Origin of the sequence: Janibacter sp. RAF52, assembly GCF_052114035.1 — a bacterium.
Lineage (GTDB): Bacteria > Actinomycetota > Actinomycetes > Actinomycetales > Dermatophilaceae > Janibacter > Janibacter hoylei.
In genome coordinates, this window is the sequence record NZ_JBFRDY010000002.1 from 151,343 (window position 1) to 169,368 (window position 18,026).

The window sequence follows — 18,026 nt, forward strand, 5'->3', positions numbered from 1 at the left end:
TCTCTCCGGGGGTCGCGTCGTGGAGTGTCGGTCAGCCGCTCTTGCGGCGGAACATCTGCTGGGTCGCGCTGGTCTCGGCGCGGTGTGCGTCCTCGACCTTGCCGTGCGCCCCATGGGGCGAGACATCCGCTCCGCCGTGCGTCTGCTTCCGCTCCAGCGCCTCCCGGAACTTCGCCTTCACGTCCTCAGGAGCGCTCTCGTGCTTGCTCATGGGGCCTCCCTTCGTCGCCGGCCGTGACCGCGTGCGCGGCCCCGTCCCACCACCATGGTCCAGATGTCGGCCGCTGGCAACGGCTTTTTGGGACCGAGCGTCAGGCGTCGAGCAGCGAGTGGCCCCGCGTGCCCTGAGGAGCGAGGCCGTCCACGGCCGAGCGTCTCGAAGGGCAGGAACCGGCGGGTCAGGCGTCGAGCAGCGGGTGCCGCTGGATGATCTCCTCGCGGCCGGGGCCGACCCCGATCGCCGAGACGCGCGCACCGACGAGCTCCTCGACCCGCAGGACGTAGGCCCGGGCGTTGGCCGGCAGCTCCTCGAAGGTGCGGCACGCGGAGATGTCCTCCCACCAGCCGTCGAGGTACTCGTAGATCGGCGTCGCGTGGTGGACGTCGGACTGGTTGACCGGCATCTCCTCGACGCGCTCGCCGTCGATCTCGTAGGCGACGCAGATCGGCACCCGCTCGAGGCCGGTGAGCACGTCGAGCTTGGTGACGACGAAGTCGGTGACGCCGTTGATCCGCGTCGCGTAGCGGCCGACGACCGCGTCGAGCCAGCCGGTGCGGCGCGGCCGACCCGTCGTCGTGCCGTACTCGTGGCCGGTCTTGCGCAGGAACTCGCCGTCGTCGTCGAAGAGCTCGGTCGGGAAGGGTCCCTCGCCGACCCGCGTCGAGTAGGCCTTGAGGATCGCGATGACCCGGCTGACCCGGGTCGGCGGGATGCCCGAGCCGGTGCACGCCCCGCCGGCGGTCGCCGACGACGAGGTGACGAAGGGGTAGGTGCCGTGGTCGACGTCGAGCAGGGTCGCCTGACCGGCCTCGAGCAGGACGTTCTTGCCCTCGTCGAGCGCCTTCTCCAGCTCGAGGCTCGTGTCGACGACCATCGGGCGCAGCCGGTCGGCGTAGGAGAGCAGCTCGGCGACGACGGCGTCGACGTCGGCCGCGCGGGTGTTGTAGATCTTGGCGAGCACCTGGTTCTTGAAGTCGAGGGCCGCCTCGACCTTCTGCCGCAGGATCCCCTCGTCGAAGATGTCCTGCACGCGGATGCCGACACGGTTCATCTTGTCCGCGTAGGTCGGGCCGATGCCGCGACCGGTCGTGCCGATCTTGCGCTTGCCGAGGAAGCGCTCGGTCACCTTGTCGAGCGTCCGGTTGTACGGCGCGATGAGGTGCGCGTTGGCGCTGATGAGCAGCTTGGAGGTGTCGACGCCACGGGCGTCGAGGCCGTCGAGCTCCTGGAAGAGCACCTCGAGGTCGATGACGACGCCGTTGCCGATGACCGGCACGACGCTCGGCGTGAGGATGCCGGAGGGGAGCAGGTGGAGGGCGTACTTCTCCCCCTCGATGACGACCGTATGGCCCGCGTTGTTGCCACCGTTGAACTTCACGACGTAGTCGACGTCGTTGCCCATCAGGTCGGTGGCCTTGCCCTTGCCCTCGTCGCCCCACTGGGCTCCGATCAGCACGATCGCCGGCATCGGGTCCTCCTCGCCCGCCGTGCGGCGGGTGTCGACAGCACGTCAGCCGCGGGGTCTCCCGCGGCTGCTCACGGGGTCAGTCTACTAAGGCGTGCTCTCGAGCCGGCCGTCGCGCTCCAGCGCGGCCCCCAGCTGGAAGCGGGTCCCGACGCCGTACTGGTCCATGAGGGCGGCGACCCGACGGCGCACCGTGCGCAGCCCCACGTGCAGCGTGCGGGCGATCATCTCGTCCTTGGCGCCGAGCGCGAGCATCCGGATCAGGGCGTCGTCGCTGCAGCCTTCGGGCACCTCGATCTCCGGCGAGAGGCTCCACGTGAGGTCGAACCACGCTCCGAAGCAGGCGACGAGGCCGGGATTGCGGATGACGGTGTACGGACTCGTCGGGTCACCCCAGACCGACAGGGTGATGACGGCCTCGTCGCCGAGGACGATGAACTCGGTGCCGACGAGGTCGGAGACCCGCTGCTGCTGCCCTGCGCCACGCTTGGCGGCCAACTCGGATCGGGCCAGCTCCGTGGTCAGGCACGAGGGGTGGATGAGGACCCGCTGCTGCTGCCCCTCGACCGCGCGCGAGCGCTCGTGACGGCCGTTGACCTCCTCCCGCCCCGCACCGACCGCCAGATCGAGGATGACGTTGTCCGTCCGGTCGACGCTGCCCGCGATACGGTCGATCATCGGCGCCGCCATCTCCTGCGTCAGCACCTGGACGCCGGGGTCCTCGCCGAAGTTGATGTTGTGCATCCGCGCCCGCAGGGTCATCAGGGCGTCGCCGATGTCGATGAGCTTTTCGCGGCCCTGCTCGATGCGGATGGTGTCCTCGGCGAGATAGCGCTCCAGGCGCAGCAGCGGCTCGTCCTCGGGGACGGAGGGTGGCGACATGATTGGCATGTTACTGCCAGTGGCCTCCCCATGCCGTCTTCTGGCGACGTCGTGGGGCACAATGGCTCTGCGCAGGGGCGCTGCCAGGGATCAGGGGACCGACGGCAGCGCCCCGCGCCTCGCTTGATCCGGACACGGGACACCGGACCCCACGAAGGGCGTCACGACCACGGTCGTGACGCCCTTCGTGCGTTGTGTTGGGGTAAGGGTCAGCCGAGCAGGGCCCGCGCCGCCTCGAGGGAGGAGTCGGTGAGGAAGGTGCGGCAGCGCGCCTCCTCCTCGGTCTCACCGATCTCGCCGGCCGCCTGCGACAGGGCCGCGAGCGCCCGCAGGAAGCCGCGGTTGGGCACGTGCGCCCACGGCACCGGGCCCTGGCCCTTCCACCCGGAGCGACGCAGCGCGTCCAGACCACGGTGGTAGCCGGTGCGGGCGTAGGCGTAGCCCTCGATGGAGCGACCGCCGTCGAGCGCGGCCTCGGCGAGCACGGCCCACGGCAGGGAGGACGAAGGGAGGTCCGCCGCCACCGCGGCCGCGTCCTCACCGGCCTCGATGCGCGCGGTCGCCGGGTCCTCGGGCAGCTTCGTCTCGGGGATGCCGAGCAGGTTGTCCACCATCAGGCCTTCACCGACGTCCCGGCCGAGCGGAGGTTTTCGCAGGCCTCGACGATGCGGGCGGCCATGGAGGCCTCGGCCTCCTTGCCCCACGCGCGGGGGTCGTACTTCTTCTTGTTGCCGACCTCGCCGTCGATCTTCAGCACGCCCGAGTAGTTCTCGAACATGAAGCCGGCGACCGGGCGGGTGAAGGCGTACTGGGTGTCGGTGTCGACGTTCATCTTCACGACGCCGAAGTCGACGGCGTCGCTGATCTCCTGGGCCGTCGAGCCCGAGCCACCGTGGAAGACGAGGTCGAGCGGGCGCTCGCCGTGGTCCGTGCCGTACTTCGCGACGATCGCGTCCTGGCACTGCTTGAGGATCTCGGGGCGCAGCTTGACGTTGCCCGGCTTGTAGACGCCGTGGACGTTGCCGAAGGTCAGGGCCGTCATGTAGCGGCCCTTCTCACCGAGGCCGAGCGCCTCGACGGTCGCGAGCGCGTCCTCGGGGGTCGTGTAGAGCTGGTCGTTGATCTCATTGGCGACACCGTCCTCCTCGCCACCGACGACGCCGATCTCGACCTCGAGGATGATGTCGGCGGCCGCGCTCAGCTCGAGCAGCTCCTGCGCGATGGTGAGGTTCTCGTCGAGCGGGACGGCCGAGCCGTCCCACATGTGCGACTGGAAGATCGGCAGGCCGGTGGCGTTTCGGCGCTCCTTGCTCGCGGCGAGCAGCGGCCGGACGAAGCCGTCGAGCTTGTCCTTGGGGCAGTGGTCGGTGTGCAGGGCGATGTTGACGTCGTAGTTCTTCGCCACCTCCTGCGCGTAGGCGGCGAGCGCGAGCGAGCCGGTCACCATGTCCTTGATCGTCGGGCCGGAGAGGTACTCGGCGCCGCCGGTGGAGACCTGGACGATGCCGTCGCTGCCGGCCTCGGCGAACCCGCGGATCGCAGCGTTGAGCGTCTGGCTGGAGGTGACGTTGATCGCCGGGTAGGCGAAGGACCCGGCCTTCGCGCGGTCGAGCATGTCGCGATAGACGTCGGGAGTGGCGATGGGCATGGCGTGGAGCCTCCTGGCGCGGTGATCGGTGGTCTTGGCGCCGATCCTCGCAGATCACCCCGCGCCCGACCACGCACCCTTTGCTAGGTTCGGTCGCGCGACCGGGGGGGACGCGCCCCTCGCCACGTCACGACGAAGGGGAACCACGTGCACTTCCGTACCCGACGCCGCCTCGGGGCCGCTGCCGCCACCGCCGCCGTCCTCCTGACCGCCGCCTGCGGTTCCGACCCCTCCGGGGAGGAGTCCTCGACCTCCCCTTCGTCGTCGTCGGGCGCGGCCACCTCCTCCGCGGACGGCGGCGAGGCCACCGGATCCAACACGATCGTCGTGGACGGCACGACGATCGAGGCCCCCTGGAAGCCCGCCTGCCAGCGCAGCGAGGACGGCACCAAGGGCGCGATCGACCTGCTCGACCTGCCGAGCCTGGAGGAGATCGAGGAGTCGGGCGAGATCGACAGCACCATCGTCGGCGCCGACTTCGACCTCGACGGCGACGAGGCGACCCTCACCGGCTTCCGGGTGACCAACGGCTCCCAGGAGGACCTCATCGCCGACCGCTTCGGGGACCTCGTCGGCAACGAGGACGACATGACGATCACCTACTCGCAGGAGGCCGTCCGCGTCGAGGGCACCGCCCAGGGCGAGGTCGACGGCACGGAGCGCAAGGACATCCCCTTCGTCATGGATGTCGGGTGCACCACCTGGATGGGGCTGACCAATGAGGGCGACGTCGCCCCGCCGAGCTGATCGCGGACGGGTCCTCAGGGCGCGAGCAGGCTCATCGGCGGGCGCCCGTGGAGCCTCGGGAGTCCTGCCAGGCGATGATCCGCTCGAGCGCCTCGGCGATGGCCTCGGGACCGGCCGCGAGCGACAGGCGCACGCAGTGCGATCCCTCGACCGGGTCGAAATCGCCGCCGGGCGTCACCGCGACCCCGGTCGCCTCGAGCAGCGCCGCCGCGTACTCCCGGGCGTCCGCGAAGCCCGCGAGCTGGTCACCCAGGTCGGCCCAGTAGTAGAAGGCACCATCGGCCGGCGCCGCCGCGCCCCAACCAAGCTCGGGCACCCGCTCGAGCAGCACCTCGCGTGCCCGGCCGAAGTCGACGAGGGCCGCCTCGCACTGCCGGTAGGACTCCTGCGAGAAGGCCGCGACCGCCGCCTCCTGCGCCGCCGCCGGAGGGCAGAGCGCGATGTTGCCCGCGAGCGCGTCGACCGCGGCCCGCAGGTCCTGCGGCACGAGGAGCCAGCCAAGACGCCACCCGGTCATGCCCCAGTATTTGCTGAAGGAGGAGACGACGATCGCGTGCTCGTCGACCTCCCGGGCGCAGACCCCCTTCGCATCGGGGCCGGTGCCGTAGGTGACGCCGTGGTAGATCTCGTCGCTCACGAGCCGCACGCCGTGCGCGCTGCACCAGGCGGCGATCGCGGTGAGCTCACCACGGTCGACCATCGTGCCCGTGGGGTTGGCCGGCGAGGCGAGGACGAGCCCGGCCAGCGGGGCCTGCGCGTGCGCCGCCTCGAGCTGGGCGACGGTCGGCTGGTAGCGCTCCGCCGGACCGGTCTCGATGTCGACGACCTCGCAGCCCAGCCCGGCGAGGATGTTGCGGTAGGCCGGGTAGCCGGGCCGCGCCAGCGCGACCCGGTCGCCGTGGTCGAAGGCCGCGAGGAAGGCCAGGACGAAGCCGCCGGAGCTGCCCGTCGTCACCGCCACCTCGGTCGGGTCGACGTCGAGGCCGTACCACCGCCGGTAGTGGCCGGCGATGGCCGCGCGTAGTGCCGCAGTGCCGAGCGCGGGCGTGTACCCCAGGGCCCTCCCTTCGGCATGGATCGCCGCCGCGGCCGCCTGGACCGGACCGGGCGCGCCCTGGCTGGGCTCGCCGGCACAGAGCGAGATGACCTCGCGACCCTCGGCGCGCATGCGGGCGACCGTGGCGAGGACGTCCATGACCTCGAAGGGAGCGACCGCGGACCGGCGGGAGGGGGTGAAGGGAGGAGCCATGCGGTCATGGTCGCACCCCTCGAGACGGTCGCTTCGCGACCTCCGCCCACGCGGAACGTGGGACCCAGGGGACCGGGGGGCGGTCGCGGGACCGTGACGGGGGCCACTCCCGGGTGTACGGTCGCCCGGCCACACCATCTCGAGAGGACCCCGTCGTGTCGGAGACGACCTACCAGCTCATCGCCATCGGCGTGTACTTCGCCGCGATGCTCGCGATCGGCTACTACGCGTACACCCGCACCCGCAACATCGACGGGTACATGCTCGCCGAGCGAGGGCTGCACCCGGCCGTCGCGGCCCTGTCCGCCAACGCCGCCGACATGTCCGGCTGGCTGCTCATGGGCCTACCCGGAGCGATCTACGCCTCCGGCCTCATCGAGAGCTGGATCGCCATCGGGCTGACGATCGGCGCCTGGCTCAACTGGAAGTTCGTCGCCCCGCGCCTGCGCGCCTACACCGAGATCGCCGGCGACTCGATCACCATCCCGAGCTACTTCGGCCGGCGCCTGCGCGACCGCACCAACCTGCTGCGCATCACCGCGGCGCTCATCATCCTCGCCTTCTTCACCTTCTACGTCTCCTCCGGCATGGTCGCCGCCGGCAAGTTCTTCGAGAGCTCCTTCGGCTGGACCTACCTGCACGGCGTGCTGCTCGTCGCGGCGATCACCCTCGTCTACACGCTCTTCGGCGGCTTCCTCGGGGCGACGCTCACCGATGTCGCGCAGGGCCTGCTGATGTTTGCTGCCCTCGTCGCCGTGCCGATCGTCGCCGTCTTCAAGGTCGGCTCGCCGGGCGAGATCGTCGACGGCGCCACGGCCGCCAACCCCGACGCCTTCAACCTCTTCGCCGGGGACGACGGCACCGCGCTGCTCGTGCTGTCGATCATCTCGACGGCCGCGTGGGGCCTGGGCTACTTCGGTCAGCCGCACATCATCGTGCGCTTCATGGCGCTGCGCTCCTCCGCCGACGCCCACTACGGCCGGATCGTCAGCACGACCTGGATGATCATCACCGCCCTCGGTGCCATCACCACGGCCCTCATCGGTGTCGCGTACTTCAACGGGCCCGACCCGGCCAAGGCGATCGAGGACCCGGAGACCGTCTTCCTGCTGCTGAGCCAGATCTTCTTCCACCCGCTCGTCGCCGGATTCGTCCTGGCCGCCGTGCTCGCGGCGATCATGTCGACGATGTCGAGCCAGCTCGTCGTCTGCTCCTCCGCGCTCGTCGAGGACCTCGTCAACCTCACCGGTCGCAAGGCCTCCGACACGGCCCTGCTCATGTACGGCCGCATCGGCGTGCTCGTCGTCGCCCTCGTCGGGCTCGTCCTCGCGTTCGACCCCGACTCGGCGATCCTCGAGCTCGTCGCCTTCGCGTGGGCCGGCTTCGGTGCCGCCTTCGGCCCGATCATCCTGCTCTCGCTCTACTGGCGCCGCCTGACCGCCCACGGCGCGCTCGCCGGCATGATCGTCGGTGCCGTCACGGTCTTCGTCTGGGGCAACATCGACAGCCTGAGCGACCGGATGTACGAGATCCTCCCGGGCTTCCTGCTCAACCTGCTCGTCGCCGTCGTCGTCTCGCTGGCCCAGCGGACCGACGAGCCGGGCATCGGCGAGGAGTTCGACCGGATGGAGCGCGACCTCGCGCGCGATCGGGGCGACATCGACCTGACGGCCGCCCCGTAGCCGGGCCCGGCCCCTCGAGACGGTCGCTGCGCGACCTCCTCGGGGAGCGTGGGCCCGGGGTGAGTATCGGGTCCCGGGGACCTGAGTACTCCGGCGGATCCCCCCTTCGTCGCGGGTCGGGAGTCTGGTCGGCATGGACACGACGACGATCTCCCGCCTCGCGGCGGCCACGCCCGACACCCGCAACCGGGTGGTCGACCTCTACCGTGCCGTCGCCATCGGCGTCGTCGTGCTCGGTCACTGGCTCATGGCGGCCGTGGTCGTGCGCGACGGCGAGCTGGCGATGGCCAACACGCTCGACCTCGTACCGCCCCTCCAGGGCCTCACCTGGGTGCTACAGGTCATGCCGCTCTTCTTCCTCGTCGGCGGGTACGCCAATGCGACGTCGTGGCGCTCCGCGCGGGCGAAGGGGGACACCTGGGCGACGTGGCAGCGCGCCCGACTGCGCCGGCTGATGACGCCGGTGCTACCGCTGCTCATCGCCTGGCTGGCCATCTGCTCGGTCGGGGTCGCCGCCGGCGTCTCCCCCGACCTGCTGCGCACAGCGAGCCAGTCGGCGCTCGTGCCGACGTGGTTCCTCGCCGCCTACGTCCTCGTCGTCGCCGTGGCCCCGGTGACGTTGGCGCTCTGGGAGCGGTACGGCTGGTGGAGCTTCGTCGGCGGCATGGCGGTGGCCGCGGTCGTCGACCTCGTCTCGATCTCGACCGGCTCGATCCTCGTCGGCTTCCTCAACTACCTCTTCGTGTGGGCGAGCGTCCACCAGCTCGGCTACGCCTGGCGTGACGGCGCCCTCGACGGCGCCCGCCGCCGGCTCGCCCTGTCGGCCCTCGGCCTGGCCGCCGTCTCAGCGCTCGTGTGGGTCGGCCCCTACCCGGTCGGCATGGTCGGCACCGGGCAGCCGGTGGAAAACTCCTACCCGGCCCGCGTGACGCTCCTCTTCCTCGGGATGTTCCAGATCGGGCTGGCACTGCTCGCCGAGCGCCGACTCCAGGCCTGGCTGCAGCGACCGGCCGCGTGGCGGGCGACGATCGCCGTCAACGCCCGGATCATGACGCTCTACCTCTGGCACATGACGGCGATGCTCGGCCTCGTCGGCCTGTCGCTCGCCCTCGGCGGGCGCGGCCTGCACCTCGAGCCGGCCACCGGCGCCTGGTGGGCCACCCGACCGGTGTGGTTCGCGGTCTGCGGCGTCGTCACCGTCGCCCTCATCGCGGTCTTCGGCCGGCTCGAGGACCCGAGCGTCGACCTGCGGCCCGCCCCCCGCGTGTGGCGCCCCGTCGTCGCGACGGTCGCGGTCTGCGGCGGCCTGGCCGTCATGGCGAAGTCGGGCATCGTCTCCGCCGACGGCGTGCACTGGGTCTGGCCGGTGCTGCCGGTCGCGGCCCTGCTCCTGCTGCGGATGGTGCCGCTGCGCTCGCTCGCGCCGCGGGCCTGACCCCGGTGCCCCGCGGCGACCTCAGGGAGTCGTGGGGCGCTGGCCGAAGGTGTGCCGCCGCACCCAGGCATGCATGGCGATGGCTGCGGCGGCGCCGGCGTTCATCGATCGGGTCGAGCCGAACTGGCTGATCTCGAGCACGACGTCGCAGGCGGCGAGCATCTCCGGGGAGATGCCGGGGCCCTCCTGCCCGAGGACGAGGACGCAGTCGCGGGGCAGGTCGTGGGTCTCGATCGGGACCGAGCCCGGCACGTTGTCGATGCCGACGACGCGAAGGGGGGTCCCCCCTTCGCCCGCCGTCGCCGCCCACTGCGCGAAGGCCGTGACGTCGGGGTGGTGGTGCTCCACCTGGTAGCGGTCGGTCACCATCGCCCCTCGCCTGTTCCACCGCCGCCTGCCGACGATGTGGAAGGCCGCGGCGCCCAGGGCATTGGCCGTGCGCACGACGGAGCCGATGTTGAAGTCGTGCTCCCAGTTCTCGATCGCGACGTGGAAGGCGTGCCGCCGCGTCGCCAGGTCGGCGGTGATCGCCTCGTGCGACCAGTACCGGTAGCGGTCCTCGACATTGCGCCGGTCGCCCTCACGCAGCAGCTCGGGGTCGAGCCGCGGGTCCTGCGGCCACGCGCCCTCCCACGGCCCCACGCCGTGGCTCACAGCCGGCGCGAAGGGAGCGCCCGTAGCCTTGTGTCGATCATCCGGGGTGCTCACGGGCCCCCACCGTAGACGTCACCGCCTCGGAAGGGCCGCATGAACACCATCGTCGAGTGGGTCCTCGACCTCATGGACCGGATCGGGGGGCCCGGCATCGCGCTCGGCATCTTCCTCGAAAACGTCTTCCCACCCATTCCCAGCGAGGTGATCCTGCCGCTCGCGGGCTTCACGGCCGCCCAGGGGCGCTACTCGCTCGTCGAGGCGGTGCTGTGGGCGACCTTCGGCTCCGTGGCCGGGGCGCTCCTGCTCTACGGCATCGGCGCGGCCCTCGGCCTGGATCGGCTCAAGGTCATCGCGCACAGGATGCCGCTCGTCGACGTCGCCGACATCGACAAGACCGACGCCTGGTTCAGCGAGCACGGGCCCAAGGCGGTCTTCTTCGGCCGCTTCGTCCCCGGCATCCGCAGCCTCATCTCGATCCCGGCCGGCATCGACCGCATGCCCGTGACGAAGTTCCTCGGCTACACGACCGCCGGCTCGCTCATCTGGAACACCCTCTTCGTCTGGCTCGGCTACCAGCTCGGCGACCGCTACCACCTCGTCGAGCAGTACATGGACCCGATCAGCAAGGTCGTCTACGTCCTCATCATCCTCGCCGCCCTCGGGGTCGTCGTGTGGATGTGGCGGCGCTCGGTGCGCCGGCGCCACGACCCGGACGACCACATCGACGTCGAGACCCTGCAGTAGCCCCCGAGCCTCGGAGGGAAATCCGCTGGGCGCTGTCGGTGCCGCCCCGTAGCGTTGCCAGCATGACCTCCCCCGTGATCGAGGCTCGCGGCCTCGTCAAGACCTTCGGCGACTTCGTCGCCGTCGACGACGTGAGCTTCGAGGTGCCTCGCGGCACCGTCTTCGGCCTCCTGGGGCCCAACGGCGCCGGCAAGACGACGACGGTGCGCATGATGACGACGCTGGCCACCCCGACGCGGGGGACGGCGACCGTCGCCGGCCACGACGTCGTGCGCGAGCCCGACGCGGTGCGGGCGAGCATGGGCCTGACCGCCCAGGGGGCGACCGTCGACGACCTGCTGACGGGGCGCGAAAACCTCCGGCTCATCGGCGACCTCTACGGCCTGCCCGGGCGCGAGGTGCGACGCCGGGCCGAGGACCTCCTCGAGCGCTTCTCGCTCACCGAGGCGGGCGACAAGGTCGTCAAGGACTACTCCGGCGGCATGCGCCGGCGCATCGACCTCGCGGTCAGCCTCATCGCGCACCCGTCGGTGCTCTTCCTCGACGAGCCGACGACGGGTCTGGACCCGCGCAGCCGGGTGGAGCTGTGGGAGGTCCTGCGTGACCTCGTCCGTGAGGGCACGACCCTGCTGCTCACGACCCAGTACCTCGACGAGGCCGACCAGCTGGCGGACCAGATCTGCGTCATCGACCACGGGAGGATCATCGCCCAGGGAACCCCGCTCGAGCTGAAGAACCAGTCTGGGGCGACGAGCCTCGTCGTCACCGTCTCCCGCCACGACGAGGTCTCCCGGGCCGCGGAGCTCGTCCGCGGCGCCGTCGGCGAGGTCCACGTCGACGCGGACGCGCGGCGGCTCACGGCGCCCGGTGCGGGTGTCGCCGACCTGACCCGCATCGCCGGCGCCCTCGACGGCGCGGGCATCGAGGTCGACGACCTCGGCATGCAGCGGCCGAGCCTTGACGACGTCTTCCTCTCCCTCACCGGTCACGCGGCCGAGGAGGCCACCAACCAGGAGGCACCGGCATGACCACCCACGCAGAGGCAGCACCCGCGGAGGCCGTCGCCCCGCGACCGACCGGCGCCGGTCGGGTCCGGCAGATCACCACCCTGGTCCGCCGCAACCTGACCCACATCAAGCGGCAGCCCGAGATGCTCACCGACGTGACGATCCAGCCGGTGATGTTCGTGCTGCTCTTCGCCTACGTCTTCGGTGGCTCGATCCAGATCCCCGGCGTCGACTACAAGCCCTGGCTGCTGCCCGGGATCATGGCCCAGACGATCGCCTTCAGCGCCTTCATCGTCGCCATCGGGCTCAACACCGACATCGGCAAGGGCATGGTCGACCGGCTGCGGTCGCTGCCGATCCGTCGCTCGTCGATCCTCATCTCGCGCAGCATCGCCGCGCTCATCCACTCGAGCATCGGCGTCGCGGTCATGTCGGTCACCGGGCTCTTCATCGGGTGGCGGCTGCACGACGGCGTGGTCAACGCGCTCATCGGCTACGGGCTGCTCCTGCTCTTCGGCTTCGCGATGATCTGGATCGGGATCCTCGTCGGGTCGGCCATGCGATCGGTCGAAGCGGTCAACGGTCTGATGTTCACGACGATCTTCCCGATCACCTTCCTGTCCAATGCCTTCGCGCGGACCGACGTCATGCCGAGCTGGCTGCGCACCGTCGCCGAGTGGAACCCGATCTCAGCCCTCAGTCAGGCGATGCGTGACAACTGGGGCGTCGCGGGTCAGCCGCTGCGCGCCGACGCCCCGTGGCCGCTGCACCACCCGGAGCTGGCCACGATCATCTGGTCCGTGGGCATCACCCTGGTCATCGCGCCGCTCGCACTGCGGGCCTTCAACGCACGGACGACCGACTGACCCGGCCGCTCGACCGGGTTGCCGTAGAGGGCTCAGCCCGCCCCGGGTCAGCGCGACCGGCGGCCGAGGACCAGGGTCGCCAGCTGCGTGCGTGAGCGCACACCGCTCTTGCGGTAGATCCGCGTCAGCGTGCCCTCGACGGTCTTGACGCTCAGGTGCAACCGCTGGGCGATCTCCCGGTTGCTCGCGCCGTCGGCGACCAGCCCGGCGACCTGCTGCTCGGTGAGGGTGAGCTGGGCCAGCGGGTCGGCGCCCTCGGGCTCCTCCGGCTCCAGCGAGTGCAGGGCCGCGCCCTCCGGGAACCGGGCCTGCACCCAGGCGGCCCACGGGTCGGCGTGCAGTGGCCGCAGCACCTCGCGGGCGCGGGCCGCCGCCTCGAGACTGCGGCCCGTACGCCGGGCCCGACGCTCGACGTGCGCCAGGGCCACGAGCGAACGGGCCTGCTCGATCGGCAGGCGACGCTCCGCCGCCGCCGTGGCGGAGCGGGTCACCAGCAGCCGGGCACCGTCGAGGTCCCCCTCGGCAGCCGCGATCTCGGCCTCGGCGCGATCCGCGGCGATCCCCGTGCCGGGGGCACCGAGACCCGCCTCGACGGCCGACCGGACCTCGGCGAGCAGCGCCGCCGCCTCGTCGGTCTCCCCGACGAGTGCGAGCGCCGTCACCGCATCGGTGTGCCAGCGCAGGGCGGTCACGTCGCGGATGCCGCTCGCCGCTTCGATCCGCCGCAGCTCGCGGTACGCCGCCACGGCCGCATCGAGCTCGTCGAGGTGCAGACGAGCCAGCCCCAGCTGGGCCAGCTGCCGGCGCAGGTAGCGCTCGTCCCCCTGCTCCCGAGCGAGGTCCACGCCACGCGAGCTGATGAGGGCCGCCCGCTCGAAGGTGCCGCCGACGAGCTCCGCCAAGGCCTCGATGTACCAGGTCGTCGCGACCGGCGTGTGGAAGTGTGAGGCCGCACGGGTGGCCCGCGCCGCCAGTTCGAGTGCCTCCCGGCCCCGACCCTGGCGGGCGACGACCTCGACGAGGCTGCGCAGCACGTGCACCGTGTCGTACCCGGCGTCCGGGCCGACCCCCGCCAGCAGGTCGACGAACTCGGACCGGGCGCGGCGCAGGTCGTCGTCGTGGAGGGCGAAGCGGGCGGCGATGTAGCGCGGAGAGGTGTGCACCTGGCCCGGGCGGGGCGGTCCGGCGAGCGAGGCCGCCTGCTCGATGAGCTCGCGGGCACTCCCTTCGCCGAGGGACCGGCTGACGGAGGCGGCCACTGTGAGCGCCTCGACCTCGATGTCCGGGCGGCCCGCGCGCCCCGCCAGGTCGACGGATCGCCGCGCCAGGTCGAGCGCGGTGCGCAGCTCGTGCGTGCCGAGGAGGATGCGGGCGCGCTGGAGGAGCACCCGCGCCTGCAGCTCGGGGTGGCGCTCGGAGGCGTGCAGCGCGGCGATGAGCACCTCGTCGGGCGAGCTGTCGTCGAGCTCGAGCAGGGCGAGGTCGGCCCGCACGCGCTGGTGGGGCTCGGTGAGTTCGGCAGCGCCCTCGATGGCCCGGTGCAGCACACGGGTCTCCTTGCCGATCACCGCGTTTTCGAGGCAGCAGGTGAGCCACTCGGCCCGCTGCGGGGTCCCGGCGTCGGCGGCGAGCAGGTAGAGGTGCGCCGCGAGGTCGTGCTCGCCCCGCGCTGCGGCAGCCGCGGCGGAGGAGGCCAGGTCGGCCGGCCGCGTCGACGGATCGCCCGCCAGGGCGCGGTGGTAGCGGGTCAGTGCCTCGCTCCCGGCGTGGTCGGCCAGCTCGCGGTGCAGCCGGACGAGCTCGTCGCTGTCGACCGGCTCGAGCAGGACGTCGGCGAGCGCCCCCGGCGTGAGACGCAGGTAGTCGTCCTCGTCGACGACGAGGGCCAGGGCGCGGGCCGTGCGGATGCTCTGCGCGGCCTCGCGGCCCCCGAGGCGGATGAGCACCTCGACGGTCGGCTGGTGCATGACCGCGATCCGTCGCAGGGTGGCGAGCACCACCTCGGACAGCGGCTGCACCCGCTCACGAGCCCGCGCGTACTCGGCCCGGGAGACGGTCGACGGCGAGAGCTCGTCGGCGGTCGCGGCGATCTCGTGCGCGATCCCGGGGTTGCCACCGGACTCGCGGTGCGCCCACAGGGCGGTGTCGGTCGGCACGCCGACGGCGGCGAGCATCTCGACGGTGTCGGCCCCGGCGAGCGGCTCGAGGTCGATGTGCAGCACCGGCACCTCGCGCACCTGGCCGGGGGTGGGGACGAAGCCGGCGCTCCCGGCCGGCTCGCCCGGCCCCACCCCGAGGAGCATGCCGACCGCGCCGGGCCCGAGTGAGCGCCCCGCGGCCACCCGCAGGGCGGTGAGGCTGGACTCGTCGAGGTGCTGGGCGTCGTCGACGACGAGGACGAAGGGGGCCCGCGACGCCCGCGCGGTGAGCAGCTCGGTCAGTGCATCGGCCAGCCGGCTGCCGGGGGCGTCGGCCCGGGCCTCGGCGTCGAGGAGCACCGTCCGCATGCTCGCAGGCAGCTCGTCCAGGACGTCGTCCTCGAAGGCCTGCGCGATGAGCGTCGCGCCGTGGCCGGCGACGCCCGGGCGCTGCAGGCGCACGGCGACGACCTGGGGCAGTCCGGCGGCGACGAGGTCGAGGAAGGTGCTGCGTCCCATGCCCCGTGGGCCGTGGACCGCGATCGCCTGTCCGTCGAGGACGCGCGCGGTGACGGCGGCGACCAGGCGGGCACGCCCGACCGGGGCGGGGACTCCGCCCAAGTCGTGCTGCGCAGCGAGATGCACGCGAGCTCCTCCGTCGTCGGACCCCTCCAACGTAGCCCGCAGGCCTGCGCGGGCTACACCGCGGGTCGGTCGAGCGGATGTCACCGGGGGGAGATGACCTCGGTGCCGAGGAAGGGTTGCAGCGCGCTCGGCACCCGGACCGACCCGTCGGCCTGCTGGTGGTTTTCCAGGATCGCGACGATCGGGCGAGTGCTCGTGATGGCGGTGCCGTTGAGGGTGGCGACCGTCCGGGTGCCACCTCCGTCGGCCTGACGCTCGCGGATGCGCAGCCTGCGCGCCTGGAAGGTCGTGCAGTTGCTCGTCGACGTCAGTTCGCGGTAGCTGCCCTGGGTGGGGACCCACGCCTCGCAGTCGTACTTGCGCGAGGCGGGACCGCCGAGGTCGCCGGCGGCGACGTCGATGACGCGGTAGGGCAGCTCGAGGGCCTCGAGCACCCGCCGCTCGATGCGCAGCAGGTTGTCGTGCTCGGCCTGGGCGTCCTCGGGCCGGCAGAAGACGAACATCTCGGTCTTCTGGAACTGGTGGACCCGGAAGATGCCACGGGTGTCCTTGCCGTAGCTGCCCGCCTCGCGGCGGTAGCAGGTCGAGGTTGCGGCATAGCGCAGCGGGCCGGCGCGCAGGTCGAGGATCTCGTCGGCGTGGTAGCCGGCGAGCGCGACCTCGGAGGTGCCGGTGAGGTAGAGGTCGTCGGCGGGCAGGTGGTAGACCTCGTCGCCGTGCGCGTCGAGGAAACCGGCGCCGGCCATCGTCTCGGCGCGCACGAGGTTGGGGACGACGAGCTGGGTGAAGCCCTCCTCCGCGGCGATCTGCTGGGCCAGGCTCATGAGAGCGGTCTCGAGCCGGGCGCCGATGCCGGTGAGGTAGTAGAAGCGGCTGCCGCTCACCTTGGCCCCACGCTCCATGTCGATGGCGCCGAGCAGCTCACCGAGCTCGAGGTGGTCCTTGGGTTCGAAGCCCTCCGCGGCAAAGTCGCGCGGGGTCCCGACCTCCTCGAGCAGGTCGAAGTCCTCCTCGCCGCCGGCGGGGACTCCCTCCTGGATGACGTTGCCGATCTGACGAAGGGAGGTGTCCAGCTCCCCCTTCGCCGCCTCCGCCGCGGCCTCGAGCTCCTTGACCCGGGCCGACAGCGCCGCGCCCTTGTCCCGCAGCGCGGCAGCCTCGGCCTCGAGCTCCGTGACGTCCTCGCCGGCCTTCTCGGCCTTCTTGAGCCGGCCCATGAGCGGGCCGAGCTCCTTGCTCGCCGCCTTCTGCTCCGCGCGCGCTGACTCGAAGGCACCGATGGCCTCGCGGCGGCGCTCGTCGGCCGCGAGGACGGCGTCGACGAGGGACTCGTCCTCGCCACGGGCGCGCTGGCTCGCGCGGACGGCATCGGGCTGGTCACGCAGGAACTTGAGGTCGATCACGTGACGCAGGATATCCGCGATGGGCCGCGGGCCCTCCCGCCCTCGTCGGGCGCGAACGCGACGCCACCGCGACGGCGTGGGTCGGGTAGCGTCACCGCCGTGTCGGACTGGACCCTCTTGGCGCTCGCGCTCGCCCTCTCGCTGGCCCTTGTCGGCGTCATCATCGCCCTCGTCCTCGCCGGCCCCGGCGCGGCTCGCGCCCGTCACGCGCGGCCACGCCCGACCCGCGGCAGCTTCCGCCGCGACGGCGCGCCGGAGCGCCCTCGCCGCGCGGCGATCATCATCAACCCGACGAAGTTCGACGACGTCGCGGCGACCCGCCGTGAGCTGACGGCGGCGAGCGCCGCGCTGGGCTGGTCCGAGCCGCTCTACATCGAGACGACCGCCGAGGACCCCGGGACGGGGCAGGCCCGCGAGGCCCTCGAGGCCGGCGTCGACGTCGTCTGCCCGCTCGGTGGCGACGGCACGATCCGCGCCGTGGCGGTCGCCCTCGCCGGGACCCGGACCCCGATGGGGCTGCTGCCCCGCGGCACCGGCAACCTGCTCGCCCGCAACCTCGACATCCCCGTCGCCGGCGACCTCACCGAGGCCCTGCGCGTCGCCTGCAGCGGGCGCAACAAGGCGATCGACGTCGCGTGGCTCGAGCTGGACCCCGCGGAGGAGGCGGCCACCGACGACTCCGGCCAGGCCGAGGAGCCGGTCGAGGGCCCACCCGTGGACCGGCACCCCTTCCTCGTCATGGCCGGCATGGGCTTCGACGCGGCGATCATGGGCAACACGAGCGAGCAGCTCAAGGCGCGGGTCGGCTGGTCGGCCTACTTCGTCACGGGCATCAAGAGCATCTTCATCCAGCGATTTCGCGTCCGGTGGAGCATCGACGGCCGGGAGCAGCGGCCGGTGCTCGCCCGCACGATCCTCTTCGGCAACTGCGGCACCCTCACGGGCGGCATCCAGCTCATCCCCTCGGCCCGTCTCGACGACGGCCTCGTCGACGGGATCGTCGTCGCGCCCAAGACCCTCGTCGGGTGGGGCTCGATCGCGGTGCGGGTCCTCGGCCGCTCCGACAAGGCGGGTCAGGAGCTCATCCGCACGAGCGGTGCCGAGTACACCGCGGTCGTCGACGAGCCGCACCCGGTGCAGGTCGACGGCGATGTCATCGGCGAGGCATCGCGGCTGCGGGTGACGGTCGACCGGCAGGCGCTCGTCGTGCGGGTCTCGGGGGTCTGAGCCCCGGGCGGGCA

The 18,026-nt window shown here is 72.1% G+C and carries 16 protein-coding genes; 7 read left to right on the top strand and 9 right to left on the bottom strand.

What is annotated here, in order from left to right; all coding sequences use genetic code 11:
* Positions 1 to 31: 31 nt before the first annotated feature.
* From AB4Y78_RS03170 to fbaA, 5 genes are all read right to left on the bottom strand, one after another.
* Positions 32 to 211, bottom strand: coding sequence for a DUF5302 domain-containing protein (locus tag AB4Y78_RS03170; protein ID WP_007926862.1), 180 nt, complete (start codon positions 209 to 211; stop codon positions 32 to 34).
* Between the two features lie 187 nt (positions 212 to 398).
* Positions 399 to 1,688 carry an adenylosuccinate synthase gene (locus AB4Y78_RS03175; RefSeq protein ID WP_441714248.1) on the bottom strand — a complete coding sequence of 430 codons (1,290 nt, stop codon included), beginning with the start codon at positions 1,686 to 1,688 and terminating at the stop codon, positions 399 to 401.
* A gap of 84 nt (positions 1,689 to 1,772) precedes the next feature.
* Positions 1,773 to 2,567: a hypothetical protein gene (locus tag AB4Y78_RS03180; RefSeq protein WP_441714246.1), complete on the bottom strand. Its 795-nt coding sequence runs from the start codon at positions 2,565 to 2,567 to the stop codon at positions 1,773 to 1,775.
* A 209-nt stretch (positions 2,568 to 2,776) separates the two neighbouring features.
* The gene (locus tag AB4Y78_RS03185; protein ID WP_441714244.1) at positions 2,777 to 3,181 is read right to left on the bottom strand and encodes a DUF3151 domain-containing protein; all 405 of its coding nucleotides are present in this window, start codon (positions 3,179 to 3,181) and stop codon (positions 2,777 to 2,779) included.
* Positions 3,181 to 4,215, bottom strand: a complete 1,035-nt coding sequence (gene fbaA / locus AB4Y78_RS03190; protein WP_441714243.1) for a class II fructose-bisphosphate aldolase — start codon at positions 4,213 to 4,215, stop codon at positions 3,181 to 3,183. Before fbaA ends, AB4Y78_RS03185 begins: the two co-directional genes overlap by 1 nt.
* 147 nt (positions 4,216 to 4,362) lie before the next feature.
* On the opposite strand from fbaA, the gene AB4Y78_RS03195 reads away from it, so the two are divergent.
* Positions 4,363 to 4,962 carry a hypothetical protein gene (locus tag AB4Y78_RS03195; protein ID WP_265230486.1) on the top strand — a complete coding sequence of 200 codons (600 nt, stop codon included), beginning with the start codon at positions 4,363 to 4,365 and terminating at the stop codon, positions 4,960 to 4,962.
* Positions 4,963 to 4,993: 31 nt separating this feature from the next.
* Here the strand turns inward: AB4Y78_RS03195 and AB4Y78_RS03200 are convergent, their stop codons facing one another.
* Positions 4,994 to 6,211: a pyridoxal phosphate-dependent aminotransferase gene (locus AB4Y78_RS03200; protein ID WP_441714241.1), complete on the bottom strand. Its 1,218-nt coding sequence runs from the start codon at positions 6,209 to 6,211 to the stop codon at positions 4,994 to 4,996.
* 155 nt (positions 6,212 to 6,366) lie between these two features.
* Here AB4Y78_RS03200 and putP point away from each other — a divergent pair, with 155 nt between their 5' ends.
* Together putP and AB4Y78_RS03210 are read left to right on the top strand one after the other, a co-directional pair.
* Positions 6,367 to 7,893 carry a sodium/proline symporter PutP gene (gene putP / locus AB4Y78_RS03205; RefSeq protein ID WP_441714239.1) on the top strand — a complete coding sequence of 509 codons (1,527 nt, stop codon included), beginning with the start codon at positions 6,367 to 6,369 and terminating at the stop codon, positions 7,891 to 7,893.
* A gap of 133 nt (positions 7,894 to 8,026) precedes the next feature.
* Positions 8,027 to 9,328 (top strand): acyltransferase family protein, encoded by a 1,302-nt coding sequence (locus tag AB4Y78_RS03210; protein ID WP_441714238.1) that lies wholly within the window; start codon positions 8,027 to 8,029, stop codon positions 9,326 to 9,328.
* Between the two features lie 21 nt (positions 9,329 to 9,349).
* Here AB4Y78_RS03210 and AB4Y78_RS03215 read toward each other — a convergent pair whose 3' ends face one another.
* A complete protein-coding gene (locus AB4Y78_RS03215) occupies positions 9,350 to 10,036 on the bottom strand; it encodes a TrmH family RNA methyltransferase (RefSeq protein WP_441714237.1) in 687 nt (228 codons plus the stop codon).
* Between the two features lie 39 nt (positions 10,037 to 10,075).
* On the opposite strand from AB4Y78_RS03215, the gene AB4Y78_RS03220 reads away from it, so the two are divergent.
* The 3 genes from AB4Y78_RS03220 (at position 10,076) to AB4Y78_RS03230 (ending at position 12,599) form a co-directional block, all read left to right on the top strand.
* Positions 10,076 to 10,726 carry a DedA family protein gene (locus tag AB4Y78_RS03220; protein WP_441714235.1) on the top strand — a complete coding sequence of 217 codons (651 nt, stop codon included), beginning with the start codon at positions 10,076 to 10,078 and terminating at the stop codon, positions 10,724 to 10,726.
* Between the two features lie 62 nt (positions 10,727 to 10,788).
* On the top strand, positions 10,789 to 11,754 hold the full coding sequence (locus AB4Y78_RS03225; protein WP_441714233.1) for an ATP-binding cassette domain-containing protein: 966 nt from the start codon (positions 10,789 to 10,791) through the stop codon (positions 11,752 to 11,754).
* Positions 11,751 to 12,599 carry an ABC transporter permease gene (locus tag AB4Y78_RS03230; RefSeq protein ID WP_441714231.1) on the top strand — a complete coding sequence of 283 codons (849 nt, stop codon included), beginning with the start codon at positions 11,751 to 11,753 and terminating at the stop codon, positions 12,597 to 12,599. Before AB4Y78_RS03225 ends, AB4Y78_RS03230 begins: the two co-directional genes overlap by 4 nt.
* A 47-nt stretch (positions 12,600 to 12,646) precedes the next feature.
* On the opposite strand, the gene AB4Y78_RS03235 is transcribed toward AB4Y78_RS03230, so the two are convergent.
* Positions 12,647 to 15,382 carry an AAA family ATPase gene (locus tag AB4Y78_RS03235; RefSeq protein ID WP_441714229.1) on the bottom strand — a complete coding sequence of 912 codons (2,736 nt, stop codon included), beginning with the start codon at positions 15,380 to 15,382 and terminating at the stop codon, positions 12,647 to 12,649.
* A gap of 80 nt (positions 15,383 to 15,462) precedes the next feature.
* Positions 15,463 to 16,785, bottom strand: coding sequence for a serine--tRNA ligase (gene serS, locus AB4Y78_RS03240; RefSeq protein ID WP_306514031.1), 1,323 nt, complete (start codon positions 16,783 to 16,785; stop codon positions 15,463 to 15,465).
* 99 nt (positions 16,786 to 16,884) lie between these two features.
* On the opposite strand from serS, the gene AB4Y78_RS03245 reads away from it, so the two are divergent.
* On the top strand, positions 16,885 to 18,012 hold the full coding sequence (locus tag AB4Y78_RS03245; protein ID WP_040881107.1) for a diacylglycerol/lipid kinase family protein: 1,128 nt from the start codon (positions 16,885 to 16,887) through the stop codon (positions 18,010 to 18,012).
* Positions 18,013 to 18,026 lie beyond the last annotated feature (14 nt).